This is a genomic window from Vulcanisaeta souniana JCM 11219 (assembly GCF_026000775.1).
In the GTDB taxonomy this organism is placed as follows: Archaea; Thermoproteota; Thermoprotei; order Thermoproteales; family Thermocladiaceae; genus Vulcanisaeta; species Vulcanisaeta souniana.
On record NZ_AP026830.1, the window covers coordinates 1,924,659 to 1,938,313 of the forward strand.

15 protein-coding genes are annotated in these 13,655 nt (G+C 42.5%); 6 read left to right on the top strand and 9 right to left on the bottom strand.

Annotation, left to right across the window (positions count from 1 at the left end):
- Positions 1–3: 3 nt before the first annotated feature.
- The 4 genes from Vsou_RS10425 to Vsou_RS10440 form a co-directional block, all read right to left on the bottom strand.
- A complete protein-coding gene (locus tag Vsou_RS10425; RefSeq protein WP_188603855.1) occupies positions 4–462 on the bottom strand; it encodes a hypothetical protein in 459 nt (152 codons plus the stop codon).
- A gap of 105 nt (positions 463–567) precedes the next feature.
- Positions 568–1,950: an ATP-binding protein gene (locus tag Vsou_RS10430; RefSeq protein WP_188603854.1), complete on the bottom strand. Its 1,383-nt coding sequence runs from the start codon at positions 1,948–1,950 to the stop codon at positions 568–570.
- Between the two features lie 49 nt (positions 1,951–1,999).
- Entirely contained in the window at positions 2,000–3,592 is a 1,593-nt protein-coding gene (locus Vsou_RS10435) for a helicase C-terminal domain-containing protein (RefSeq protein WP_188603853.1), read from the bottom strand.
- 43 nt (positions 3,593–3,635) lie between these two features.
- Positions 3,636–4,046 carry a hypothetical protein gene (locus Vsou_RS10440; RefSeq protein WP_054843976.1) on the bottom strand — a complete coding sequence of 137 codons (411 nt, stop codon included), beginning with the start codon at positions 4,044–4,046 and terminating at the stop codon, positions 3,636–3,638.
- 113 nt (positions 4,047–4,159) lie between these two features.
- On the opposite strand from Vsou_RS10440, the gene Vsou_RS10445 reads away from it, so the two are divergent.
- The 3 genes from Vsou_RS10445 (at position 4,160) to Vsou_RS10455 (ending at position 6,130) form a co-directional block, all read left to right on the top strand.
- On the top strand, positions 4,160–4,912 hold the full coding sequence (locus Vsou_RS10445; protein WP_188603852.1) for a TatD family hydrolase: 753 nt from the start codon (positions 4,160–4,162) through the stop codon (positions 4,910–4,912).
- A gap of 104 nt (positions 4,913–5,016) precedes the next feature.
- Positions 5,017–5,556 (top strand): hypothetical protein, encoded by a 540-nt coding sequence (locus tag Vsou_RS10450; RefSeq protein WP_188603851.1) that lies wholly within the window; start codon positions 5,017–5,019, stop codon positions 5,554–5,556.
- Positions 5,557–5,644: 88 nt separating this feature from the next.
- On the top strand, positions 5,645–6,130 hold the full coding sequence (locus tag Vsou_RS10455) for an AAA-associated domain-containing protein (RefSeq protein WP_188603850.1): 486 nt from the start codon (positions 5,645–5,647) through the stop codon (positions 6,128–6,130).
- A gap of 1 nt (position 6,131) precedes the next feature.
- Here the strand turns inward: Vsou_RS10455 and Vsou_RS10460 are convergent, their stop codons facing one another.
- Complete coding sequence (locus Vsou_RS10460; RefSeq protein WP_229709912.1) at positions 6,132–6,575, bottom strand: hypothetical protein; 444 nt, start codon at positions 6,573–6,575, stop codon at positions 6,132–6,134.
- A gap of 58 nt (positions 6,576–6,633) precedes the next feature.
- On the opposite strand from Vsou_RS10460, the gene Vsou_RS10465 reads away from it, so the two are divergent.
- Together Vsou_RS10465 and Vsou_RS10470 are read left to right on the top strand one after the other, a co-directional pair.
- Entirely contained in the window at positions 6,634–7,356 is a 723-nt protein-coding gene (locus tag Vsou_RS10465; RefSeq protein WP_188603849.1) for a hypothetical protein, read from the top strand.
- A 98-nt stretch (positions 7,357–7,454) separates the two neighbouring features.
- Positions 7,455–8,378: a thiamine-phosphate synthase family protein gene (locus Vsou_RS10470; RefSeq protein WP_264890722.1), complete on the top strand. Its 924-nt coding sequence runs from the start codon at positions 7,455–7,457 to the stop codon at positions 8,376–8,378.
- Here the strand turns inward: Vsou_RS10470 and Vsou_RS10475 are convergent.
- The 4 genes from Vsou_RS10475 to Vsou_RS10490 all read right to left on the bottom strand — a co-directional run bounded on the left by Vsou_RS10475 (position 8,355) and on the right by Vsou_RS10490 (position 12,487).
- Positions 8,355–9,257: an ATP-grasp domain-containing protein gene (locus Vsou_RS10475; protein WP_188603847.1), complete on the bottom strand. Its 903-nt coding sequence runs from the start codon at positions 9,255–9,257 to the stop codon at positions 8,355–8,357. The genes Vsou_RS10470 and Vsou_RS10475 overlap by 24 nt on opposite strands.
- A 94-nt stretch (positions 9,258–9,351) precedes the next feature.
- Complete coding sequence (locus Vsou_RS10480; protein ID WP_188603846.1) at positions 9,352–10,695, bottom strand: UbiD family decarboxylase; 1,344 nt, start codon at positions 10,693–10,695, stop codon at positions 9,352–9,354.
- Positions 10,696–10,937: 242 nt separating this feature from the next.
- Positions 10,938–11,126 (bottom strand): 30S ribosomal protein S27ae, encoded by a 189-nt coding sequence (locus Vsou_RS10485; protein ID WP_188603845.1) that lies wholly within the window; start codon positions 11,124–11,126, stop codon positions 10,938–10,940.
- Positions 11,127–11,284: 158 nt separating this feature from the next.
- A complete protein-coding gene (locus Vsou_RS10490; RefSeq protein WP_188603844.1) occupies positions 11,285–12,487 on the bottom strand; it encodes a glycosyltransferase family 4 protein in 1,203 nt (400 codons plus the stop codon).
- 510 nt (positions 12,488–12,997) lie between these two features.
- Here Vsou_RS10490 and Vsou_RS10495 point away from each other — a divergent pair.
- Positions 12,998–13,597: an adenylate kinase gene (locus tag Vsou_RS10495; RefSeq protein WP_188603843.1), complete on the top strand. Its 600-nt coding sequence runs from the start codon at positions 12,998–13,000 to the stop codon at positions 13,595–13,597.
- The last annotated feature ends 58 nt before the right edge of the window (positions 13,598–13,655 follow it).

Here is a 13,655-nt window from a genome sequence, read left to right on the forward strand (position 1 = left end):
AAATCACGGATTATTTGATATATCCTTATTGCCGCCATTCGTGGCTGTTTGTGCCAGGTTTATTTTTTGGGCATTAGCTAATTCCCTCAGCATATTTATACTTGTATTACCTCTTCTCGTGGTCTTATAACCGTCAATAAAGGTCAGTATCTCATGGACATTATTATGCTCAAGTATTAACCAAAACTCGGTATCCCTTATTATACCGTAAACCTTGCCTCTAGCGCTCCTCTTAATAACCTTAACAAGCCCCAGCTCAACGAGTTCCTCAAGGAAATTCCTAACTATGACCGATTCCGAACGCGGGCTTTTCCTGGTCCATATAGATATGTCCTGGGCAACCTTCGCAGGTCTAAAGGTTATTAATTGACCCTTTGCGTTGAGGATCATGTCCTTTAGCATCTGTAGGATTAGGATTTTCACCTTCCTCGTGTCTATCATTAGGTTTTCCGTTGCTGTCATCAGTGCACCAAGGTTCCCGTATATATCTGCTTAAATAAATAAATTCAGAAATTGTGACACCCTCGTTCTTACGCATCACCAGAGTCTCATATGGCGCTTTTATTATTAGCTATTTGTGTTATTTTTCAATTTCCCATCAAACTCCAGTATCCTCTCAATAACCTTTTCATCGGCATCTAATATTCTCTCTATTTCATTAACCTTATCACGTAAATTAATAACCTCCCTCTCCAGCTCCATCACTTGCCTCCTGAATAGAGACTCATCTTGACCAGAGTTGACACTCGGTGGGGGTCCCTTATTGCCATCAAAATTACCCAATGCCTTACCATTATTAGAATCAGTACCCAGACTGCCATTATTTCCAGTAGCTGAGTGATTAGTGACCTTGGGCTTTAAATTATTGTTATCAGCATTTACATCAGCATTAACTAAATCATCGGTAGGCGCCTTGTCTTCTTCATGGTTAAATCTCCTAATAACCACATGAGCTGGCAACACCGACGCCCTTAGTGGTCTTATTTTGGCGATGCCTCTGCCCGTTATTACTATGGCCTCGTCTGTCGATATCTCACTCAGTTTATTGATTAAATCCCTCGAGAGGGACACGTCATTATCCAAAAGCCCTGGATTTATCTTGAAGAGAATTATGTTGCAGTGTTTCAATATTAATGATTTTGGAACCACGTTACTTACGAGTATCGTCCTCAAGCCGTACTTCGCCAATTCCATTATCACATGATCAACGATTGAATAACTGGGGCCATTTATATCAATCAGGTTCTGGGCCTCCTCAATGATTAATACATGCCTAACCCTCCTTTCTATTAATCCCTTTCTCATGTAGTTCATATAAAGCGCAGCCAATATTAATGACGAAACTAACCTTTTCTCTTCAATAATTGTTAAATCACTGAGATCCACGATAGCGTCACCTTCCATAAGCGCCTCAATACTTACGATACCCTTACCAATGTTCATAGCCGAGTACTCAAGTCTCCTTAGGATGGCTGCCTTCATTTCTGCCTCAGTCCTTGTATTGACAAGGTAATTATCTATCCTCCTTATTAAATCGTTGAAGCTTGAATACCCACCATCACGTATTATTCTATAAAGCATGTACATACTTGGCTCATTAAGGCCAAGACCAAAACCGAGAATTTCAGTTAGCAATTTAGGTGGTATTTTTTCGAGGTCTATGTTTATGGCTGACGTAGGCAGCGTAGGTAATATTCCCGTGTATTCTCCATGCCAATCAAGTGCGGTTACCACGTATTTTTGACTTAGTTCCTTAATCATCGCCTTAACTAGGGATGACTTACCACCCCTGGTGGGACCCAGTATACATAGGTGCTTGTCAAACGGTATCCTGTAAGGCATAAGAAAGCGAGTACCCACTGTGACACCTTCAATTGAGTAACCCCTTAACAACGATATCACTGCTAACGAGGCAGGTACCGCAAGGGCGCCAATACTCAGTATGTCCATAAAGTCTCATTAAAGGAGGCCCCAGGTAGGTTAATAAGGCACTAATTAATCACCAGAGCGATGTGTTTAGGAATTGAGAAATACTTATGGGCTTCATCCTAGACATAAGCCACTTGGGCATGTACTTTCTATAACGATAAAACCTACCATCCAACAGTACGGCAACCTTCTTATGCCTATCCAAATCCCTTAGTAACCTGCCAAGTATTTGTGTAGTTGTTGATATTGCGGGGAAGAGAAACGATACCATAAACCCACCAATCCCCAATTTCTGGTAATACCGTGACTTTAGAAAACTCCATTGACTGTATTGAGGAAGCGGAAATCCAATAATCATGGCACCAATCAATTCCTGTTCAAGGAAGTTTATACCCTCACCAATTGGGTTCTGGGCATATGTTATCACCAGCGATTTCGTAGTCCTCGCACTCTCCTTAAACGGACCTACTAGGCCCATGGCCTCGGAACCATCCCTAAGGATAAACGTTGGTATTCCCCAAACTGGTGGCGAGTAATTATTGACGTAAGTATTCATGTACTCAATACTTGGAAAGAAAACGGCCAGCCCTCCTATTGGTGGCGCTGACTCAATGAACGCCTTAATGCCCCTGTGGGCAATATCGAGGTACTCCTTCATTAGCCTGTTACGAAACGTGAACTCGACGTCCATTACGGAGAAAACAGTGAAGTTCTCCTGGTACTCTCTGGGTAGGGAATCCACCGCTATGTAATGTGATGACCTAGGAAGGACCCTCATTATATGTGAGAACCTACTGCTAATTGATGCCGTGAGGAGGAGAGCCTTGTGCGCCCTCACTATTAAGTCGCGTATTGGTTTGAACGAGAGACACCTCAGCCTAATTAATTTACCATCATAGGTGAAGGCGCATAGGTCGGTACCGTAATGCGTAAGTATTTCAATAACCTTGTCATTAAACGATTCAGAACCCTCAAGAAGGTCATCAATTTCGAATTTCCTTAAAACCACGATTTCTCCCTGCGGTACATAACCCCTTATCCTACTGAATATTTTCCTGGCTAGGCCATTACCATTTAATACCCACTGCCTTAACTCATCTATATCAATGTCTATGGAGGTCTCGAGACCTGCGATGACATTGTGGAACTCATCAATTATTACCAATGATTTATCCCAGGAACCCATTATATTCATTAACCTGCCATAAAGTTCAGGACTTGATAGGTAGGCATGTGTTGATATTAATATGGGTAATTGAAAAGCTAGCGCCTCATTTACCTCATATGGGCATGAACCACTATTGTACAGCTCAAGTGGTTCGCAGGTAAGGGTTGGCTGCGGCACCGCGGCCTTACCAACCCTACACCTACCACTTAATCTATATAGGAGGCATTGCTTGGCGTTACTGGCATTAAAGGGGCACAGAGATTCCCTACCCAGTAAAATGATTGTTTTATCCCTAATATCGAACTGCTTCGTGAACCCACAGAGCTGTAGTGCCTCCGCCTTGGACCTAGTCATTATGAGTACACGGCCTCCATCATCAACCCACCTCTTCGCCAGACCCACTGCTATTCTTGACTTACCAAAACCAGGGTATGCATTAAGAAGGATCACGTCCTTTTTCTTCAGTAATGAGTATACGTAATTATTAATGTCCATAACGCCAATAAATAAATGCTCAAGTCAATTAATTAGGCACTGATTAGGCAGATGGTTCATAAATACGTGTCTTGGATCCCTCAAGGAATTTCTTCTTGACATTTTTCATTTCATTAAAAGCATCATTAATCGCATTAAGTACCTTGGAATTTGACTTAACCTCGTCAAGTTCCTTGCAATTATTTAGCATTTTCTCGAATAATTCATCAACTATCCTATCAGGTAGCCTCTCGAGGGCTTGACCGTATATCTTTGGTAACTCCTCACTTATGAACTTCACTACATCGTCAATACCCTCCCAATTATCCTCCGCCTGTCTAATTATCGCCAATATCGTCTCTAGGCTATATCTTTCGTCAGCGGATAATTTATTATCATCGATATCCAGGTAGGTCCTATTTAGGCAATACCTAACGAACCTGTATATTAATGGATTTATGTTTAATGTGGACATTGGGATCCCCGTGTTAATGGCGCTTTAAAAATCTAATTACCTAAGGTAGGCATTATGCGACAAGTTAACAATTTATTTTTAAGTCAATGTAACCGGGTACTAATTGGGAAACCTTGATCGACACGCATGCACACTTAAGTAGGCTGGATATTTATGGCCATGCGGATGAATTAATAAATGAAGCCAGTGGGGAGGGATTGCTCGGTATTATCAATGTTACGATGAGGCTTGAGGAAACTGCGAACGCATTAAACCTTGTGAATAGGTATAGGGGTTTTGTCTATACGGCGTTGGGTTATGACTATTGCGGTTTCGATATTAAGGAGGTCCAGGAAATAATGAGAATCATAAATAAGAATAAGGAATTGATTGTTGGCATTGGGGAGGTCGGCCTTGACTACAGCAGGGTCAGGGACCCAATGCTTAGAGAAATATCACGCCACATATTCACTAAGTGGATATTACTAGCCAGGGATCTTGAACTACCGCTGATTATTCACTCCAGGAAAGCTGAAAATGACGTGATAGAACTACTGAGTAGACATGGACCAGTTAAGTGCGTAATGCATGCATTTAGTGGTAACAAGAGTCAAGCAATAAGATTGTTAGAGTTGGGGTGCTATTTCTCAATCCCACCAACCGTAGTCAGGTCACAACAAAAGAGGGATCTAGCGGCCATAATACCCCTCAGTAGGTTACTCCTTGAGAGCGATACCCCTGAACTGGGCCCTAGCCCTGGCGAACCATCAAGACCAGCACATATTAAGCTAGTCTTGGTTGAGTTATCGAGGATCCTAAACATGGACCCCGGAGACCTAGGTAATGTGGTGACCGAGAACGCATTATCGCTGTTTCAATTGAGATAGTACTCAGTCCTGCGTGGTTTCTTCACTACTCATCTCCCCAGTCCTCATCATTCACACTTAACAACTTATTAACCCATTAATGTATTTTTATGCAAGAAATCGCCATGGGAGTTATTGATAGGATAATCGAGGAACTCAGGAATAGAGGGTTTAGGATTAGGGTTGTTCGTGATGACTCAATTAAGGCCGACTTGAACAGACTTACGGTTAAGGTTTGGCTTGCCTCCGGTGATTATTTCCCGTGGTGGTCTAACCCGCTTGACATGGTTAATGATCTTGAACTCAATGACGTTAATGCGCTCTTTGTTATTTCTGAGAGACCATACGTTGTAAGTGACTATATAGTTAATAACCTGTCAAGGATTAATTACTGGTTCAATAAGGAGGTAAACGTAAAGGTGTACTCGGTAAACATTGATAGACTGGAGGAGGATCTTGAGGACGGCATAAACCTCGTAATAGCTAATCACTACAGGGAAACAAGTAATGTAACGCTTAAGGGAAATCCCTGTCCCAATTGTGGTTTGCCCATGACAATAACGTACACTTCAAGGTATTTCTCACATAGATGGGGGTCCTGGGTTAATGAGTATGTCGAAGTTTGCGAAAAATGTAAAATAGTCTCCCATAGGTTAGTTCTTTAATTAATAATATTTACCACACTGGAATTAACGTATATGTTCAAAATAATGCTTATTAACCACCAGAAAGTAAAATTGCGGAATATATTTTATGCCGGATTTACCCTTCATGCCATTAGATGCAAGGTTCGCTGATGTACTGGGACTTATAGACACCCTAGCCAATGAATTCAAGGGGCAGGCGGACATATTCATGATCGCCAAGGAAATGGAGTCAGACATAGATGACCTTATGCCGGCCCTAAACGCTGCTGTTTACCTTGGTTTTGTTGAGGTTAAGGGTGGTGACATTAGGATCACGGATGCAGGGAGGGAATTCCTTAATGCTAAAATTAGTGATAGAAAGAAAATACTAAAGCAGAAATTAATTAATCTCGAACCATTCCACACAGCCTATGCCTTAGGCCTGCATAGGCCATTCACTGTGGATAACCTTATTGAGAAATTGAATGAGAAAGGCTACATAGAAACCAGGGAGCCGGGAATTAGACATTTACTTGAGATTTTACTGGCGGAGTGGGGTGTCTTTGCCGGTATGCTTAAGAAGAGGGGCGACGAGTACATAGCGCTGCCATAACTCATTTATTCACTTTGACGAAAACCATCCCAGAAACAATGACCTCCTCAATAACTCCATCATTAAGTAATTGATTATATATTAAACGCCAATTATCCGGGACGTTATTACTGAGCCAGTCTTCAAACGCCGGCTTGGGTACCATTTCCTGTATCTCACTCCTTATCCTATCTACGACCACCTGAAGGTTTGTCTTTTTCTCATTACCTGGATTGCCCAATTCCCTGGTTGGATAACTCTTTACTACCCTCCTTATGTAGAAGGTGTCGTCCAACGTACTGTATATGACCTCAAAAAGCCCTGTTTTACTCAACTTATTGAGCATCTCTATACTGATCCTAATCCCTAATGCACCCTCAATCTCCTCAATACTAACCCACTTATCATCAATCAGCTTTATTAACTTCTTTATTAAATCATCATTATTTACTATCAATGAATTCACGTGGATGACTGTTATTACTCATATAAATCTTAAATAGCTAATTTAAAAGAAGCAATTAATGACGGTATCTTTCAAGATACCCACGGTAGTGGTGATTGGCAGGATTGGTAATGAATTAGCCACCTGGAGTACTGATGGCACCACAACGATGTTGGGTAACGTACCCGGCATTGAAATGGTTAATGAACTTAAGGTTGAGAGACAAATAATGGGCCACATGGCACTGGCATCCTTTGGTCAATACGTGATCAAGGCAATAGACCTAGATAGTAGGTTTGGTTCATACACATTAAATGAGAATACCCTTGTGAAAATACCCAGCAGGGGTAACGCTGATTTTAAGAAGTATAATGATTGGTTCACCATAAGAAACACCTTTATATTAATAGGTGATCCTCGTTCCACAAATGCCGCTAACCACTACCCGTTAATATGCCCCTACAGGGTTGGTGATACGCTGTTCATTAATATAGGGTTCATAAGCACGGAAAGCATTAAGGTAGTATTAACGTTACTCGATGTATTACGTAATAACGCAGGTAACGGTTACCTAAACACGGCATGCATGTGTAGGATACCATCTATGCCCCTGGAAATAGCCCTTATAAGTAGTGACAAGTACTTACTGGTAAGGACGCACTTGAATGAATCCCAGACAATAACCAGTAGTAAGTACTTAGTTCTTCTAACTAAGGGCGGTAACGTGATTATCAAGTACACACCTAATGAGGAACCAATAAATACAGTAATCAATGTACTTAATGAGATGAAAAAATACTAGCCTTCTTAACCAATTTGAGTCAACTAACCGTAATAATAAAGAATTATTAACTTCACCAACCTTATTACCACGTGAGTATAAGTACTGGACTTGAATTTGTGTCTGACAACATTATGCCAATAATAAGGAGTTTAGTAGCCAAGAAACTCCTTGAAAATGGGTATAGCCAACTCAAGGTAGCTAAGGTGCTTGGTATAACACAACCAGCTGTTAATAGGTATGTCAATAGGAACTATGATGAAATGCTAAGTAAAATTGAGACACTGGGAATTAGTAGGGATTGGGTGATGAGGGTTGTTAATAATGTCGTTGAGCTAATAATGAACAATAAGGAATATGAAGCCCTTGAGTACCTAACGAACACCATAATAATGGAACTTGGTTCCCTAAGACTATGTGACGCCCATAGGAGACTCGTTTCATCACTACCAACAACCTGCAACGTATGCTCGGTACTAATAACGGGCATTGCTGATTCGGTAATTAGGAACATGGAGAGAGCACTTTCAATTATTGAATCACACCCAGAAATACAATCCATAATACCGAGGGTACTAATGAACATTGTTGAGGCTAAACCTGGGGCCTTAACCGAGGACGACGTGGTCGGCGTACCCGGCAGAATCGATGCTCACGGCGGCAGAGTCATCATAGGCTCAAAACCCATATATGGCGGTAGTAGGCACCTTGGTAGGTTAATCATTAGGTGCATGAGAATAAACCCAAGGTATAGATCAGTGGCCAGCATTAGGTATGATGATAGGGTGGAGATGGCGCTCAGGGAATTGGGTATACGGTATATAAAGGTTGGCCCTCATGAAGATCCCAGTGAGGATAGCGTCATAAATTCAGTCGTTAACTCACTGGGTAACGATAGAGAATTAGATGTTGTGGTGGATCTTGGGGGTTATGCTCTTGAGCCGATAACATACGTTTTTGGGATGGACTCAGTAGATGTTGCACTAAAGATCATATCAATAGCATTAAAAATAACTCAATTAAGTCCTAATCCTATTAATTAGGCGATTTATGATATACCCAGCTGGATTAACACCGGTGGCTTTCTTGAATCCCTGCCAGGACATTGTTGGATTAACCTCGAGTATGAAATACCCATCCCTCGTCTCTGCAATATCAACACCACCATAATCAAGGCCAAGCACCTCAATAGCCCTTAACGCTAATTCACTCAACTCACCCGTGACCTTGGCAGGCTCTGGCTTGGCCCCCTGAGCCACATTACTCTTCCATGAAACACCCCTCCTGAACTCAGCCCCAATCACCTCATTACCGACAACCACAACCCTGTAATCACCATTACCAACCTTATCGAGGAACCTCTGCACATACATGGGCTTATTCAGGTTAGTTAGATAACTGAATATGTGCATTGCCACGTCAGCATCATCAACCTGGAAAACGCCAAAGCCCATGGCGCCCCTGATCTGCTTAATCACTGACTTACCAAATTCCTTAACAGTATTATAGGCAACAAACATGTTTTCACTAACCACAGTATCAGGAACCGGCAATCCATGCTTAGCAAGCAACATGAGCGAAATAAACTTGTCGCTGGCCAGTAACCAATTCATTACTGGATTCATTACATAAATACCATTAAGTTCGAAGGCCCTAACAATCCAAAGTCTGTGGACGAATTGCTCAAAATCACGAATCACACCAATGTGCCTAAGCACTGCACCTGATACGCTCAGTTCCTCATAGTTAGACCTACCAATTAATTGATAATAATTAATGTTGCCCCTACCGAACTTAACGCCAATCATATCAATATAAATCCTCTTGATCCTGTGACCCAGGGACCTAATGGCATCCTCTAAATCAACGACGTCCTCCGGATTATACTCAACTTCATACGGCCTTATTATACCTATATCCACATCCAAAACAATAAAAATGGTTTTATTAATTTAAGCCCATGTAAATGAACATACGCACTTGTATAAGTAATGTATACGTAAAATAAACGTAAACTTACTCAATCCTTAATTTATCTGGGTCCAGTGATGCAGGAATGACTCCCTTCCTAAACCTACTGATGTCTGAGCTGATTGGTCTGGTTGCATCAATCCCCATCTTTGTGGTTATGCCCTGCAGAGGATCAATGGCAACAGGATCAAGTGTAGAACCCCTGGCATACTTAATGAGTACTAAGTCCTCGTCTGCCCTAAACCTCGTCGCCATAGCCCACTCAACCTCGCTTGGATCATCGATGTTTATGTCATCATCAACCACAACAACGTACTTAAGGCTTGGATGAGCTGCAAAGGCCGCCATAATGGCATTCTTGGGATCACCATCGCTCTGCTTCCTAATGGCTACTACAGCGTGTAACCACCCGCAACCACCATCTGTTAACCTGACTGATTTAACCTCAGGAACTACATTACTAACGAATTGCCAAATCTTGGCCTCTTTCTCAATGCCCATTAGTAACTTATGCTCGGAGTAACCAGCCACAAGGGCCTGGGCAATTAATGGGCCGTCCCTCCTTACATAGATCCTTGTTATTCTAACAACTGGTTGTTCCCTAACCTCATCGTAGGTACCAAGTACATCCATACAGGGTCCCTCCTTGGTTGTTTCCCTGGCCGATATGTAACCCTCCATAACCACCTCGGCATGCGCAGGAGCAGGTACACCATTATCAAGAGACTTAACCTTGAGTGAACCATTCAATAGGGCATTTGCCATGTTTAACTCGAAGGTGCCGAAGGATGGTGATGAAGCAGCTGCAACCAAGATGGCTGGGTGCAAACCCCAAGAGATCGATATTGGTGTGTCCTTACCGATTTCCCTATTTCTCATGTAAATCCTGTATAGGTGCCTTGGCACGAGCCTAATGACAAACCTATCAGGGCCTATTGGAGTAAGCCTATGAATACTTGCATTTAATACGTTCTCCTTAGTATCCATGCCAACAACTACTGCGCTTGTCAAACAAGGACCCGGTTCCAATTCGAAATACCTAGGTATTGGTAACTTTGTTAAATCAACACTAGGTAACGGGTCATAAACCACATTGTTTGTTTCCCCGGGCCTATACGATGGAGCAACCTCCTCAGCCCAAAGAAGTCTTCTGTAGAATTCAACATCAGTCTTCACACCGAGAGCTCTGTACACTTTATTCCTGGTATTAACGATATTACCCACGACATGCGTATCCCTAAACCCACGTACATTGGTGAACTCAAGAGTGGGCCCCTTGTCAAACTTAGTAATTACGTATGGTATTTCATAATTGATGTCCAGTTCATCATTAACAAACCTTAACATGCCCGCGCTCCTTAGTCCAGACAGGAATTCCCTTAGATCCATTAACCTATGCTGAGCTCCTTAGAGTAAAATAATTTTACTACACCATTAGAATGCCATGACTTATTAATGTATAAACCCGGCGTTTCAGATGCGTGGGTATCATCTCATACACCATTTAGCTTAGATCCAAAAGTCTCAAACCCAGCGTTCTCAAGCATAATTATTGAAAGCATAATACTTCGTGGTTATTCAAGGTACTTGTATCCATGAATTGTTGGATCAATAAATTAACTCATTAGTGTTTATCGTGCCCTAGTCTGCTCGAATACTGTATATCCACACTTACCGCAGGCCCACCTTGGGACTGGGACCTTGTGGTAAGCCATTACAGACCCGCATCTCGGGCAAATTCTCCTGAGAAACTTCATCGTACCATTTTCATTATCAATCTCATACCATGTGTGTGCTCTAGCCTTTACTTCCTTGGGCATTCAAGGCATCGAATCCCCTCTGTCCTTTTAAGATTTTTCCTCCACGGGTCACGAATTCACGGGATAACCCTTATATATTTCAGGGCGACTTATTATCCGGTGATTGATGTAGCCAGGGCTGAGCTGGTGAATGTGAGTCTCCCTTAATGAGGGCCACATCACCACAGCGAGATCCAATTGGCGCTTCTGTGTTCCTCGAGCACGTCTTGGTAAACCCTCTTCGTCCAACGGGCTATCCTATCCCAGGTATACCACTTGAGCACGGATTCCCTGGCGTTTCTCGCGATCCTTTCCCTTAACTCATCATTACTTAGCAAGATCTTTGAGGTCTCAATGATCTCCTCGGTGTTATTGGGCATTACCTTAACGCCATTATACCAATCACGGACGATCTCATCAGGTCCACCAACTTTAGATGTAATGACGGCTAGCCCTGTTGCCATGGCCTCAAGTATCGTTATCCCAAAGGGTTCATACCTACTGGGTAGTATTGCCAAGTCAGAAACCTTTAGTATTGAGTAAAGTGTCTCATCATCAACCCTACCAGTGAAGTAAACCTTGTTCCATATGCCCCATTCATGCGCTAATTCCATTAAGTGTTCCCTCATTGGCCCATCACCAACAACAAGAAGCTTCAGGTTCCAATCCCACTTAAGTAACTCCCTGAATGCGGCAAGTACCAAGTCAGGGCCCTTCTCATGAACCAACCTACCAACGAAGACTATCAACCTTTCACTGGGCAATGCGTATAGGTCCCTAAATCCTGGTTTTACACTAATGGAGTCTATGTAATCCACATCGATTCCATTGGGTATCATTATCAACTTATCCTTGGGAACTCCGTGAACAGCCGAAACCTCATTTAACATATAATTACTGCAAACAATAACCTTCCAAGCCTCGTAAGTAGCCCTCCATTCCCATGAATGAATTATGAACTGTTCCTCATTATGAATACCCCCACGTCTGCCAGCCTCAGTTGCGTGTATCGTGACTACCAAGGGCTTACGTAACATGTGCTTTAGGGCTATGCCAGCAGGTCCGGTTAACCAATCATGAACATGTATCAGGTCAAACCCCTGCTCGTCATACACCTTAAGCGCCTCCTCGATCATTTCCTCATTGAAGTTTAGGACCCACGTAATGAAACTCGTTGATCTGAACCTAAACGGGTCAACCCTCCTAATATGAACCCCATCAACCTCATCCTGAAGCGGCGCACCAGGTAGTGAGATGCTTATCACAGTTGTATCAACTCCATCCTTAACTAAATGCCTAGTAATGTGATAAACATGCCTCCCTAGGCCGCCAATCATGTGTGGAGGAAACTCCCAACTAAGGTGCAATACTCGTATTGCCACAAATAGCTTTTCCTTAGATCTATTTTAAAGTAAATTCTATGTGAAAATATTCGATAACTTACGATATTTGATTTAATTCACTGTTTCCCACCATCCATTCATCCCTCTGCCTTAGTTACTTTACCCAGTATTCTAGGTTAGAATCAGAAAGCCTATTACTCAAAATAATGCATCATGTCCATCATAATTGACTAATTACCTTAATGGGAAATCAGCAAGTAGGAAGAAATGCTGAGGTTTGAGGGTATTCCTTGAACTCACTGGGGTGAAGTAATGGACTGGAGGCTCGGCCCGTGGTCCACCGCTGGACGGGTGGAATGACCAAAGGCCGCTGGCAATTAGGATGAAGGCAACGAACCAACCCCAAGAACCTACCCAAGAACAAGGAAGAGGCCAGTAAAGGGAAAAAGCATGAATTCTCATAGGGCTTACTATCTTTCTTTTAAGGGTGTAATTCCATGGTGCATTCCGTGTAATAAAATTTAAAATTAATGGGTATTAGCTTGCTCCGTGAAGATTGTACTTGTTGCCGTGCCGGGCAGTGGTAAATCAACTACGTTAAAGTTCGTTAGGGAGATGCTTTCTGATGTGGCGATTGTTAATTACGGTGATTACATGTTGGAAATCGCTAAGAGGCAGTACGGAATCACCAATAGGGATGAGATGAGGAAGAAATTACCCGTGGATGAATATAGGAAGGTTCAGGAACTTGCTGCCGAAGAGATTGCAAAATTACCAGGTGATGTTATTATAGACACTCACGCCAGCATTAGGGTTCAGGGTGGTTTTTACCCGGGCCTTCCTGATAGAATAATGGCAAAGCTTAGGCCAGATGCAATAGTGCTCATGGAGTTTGATCCAAAGGATATAATGGAAAGGAGGGCTAAGGACGTGGGTCTCAGGGACAGGGAATCAGAGTCACCGGAGGACATTGAGATGCATCAATTAGCCAATAGATACTATGCTTTTGCGGCGGCGAATGCAGGTGAATGCTCAGTGTACATATTTGATTTCAGGAAAAAGGTTCAGTCAAGGCCGTTTGAACATGCAGAAATGGCCGCGCGAATGATCGTTGACTTAATACTAAGGGGTAGAAGTGCCACTAAGTGATTCGTTGCCTTAATCGAGGCGCGAAATATTTAAAATAACATGGCCCGGTTCAAGACCT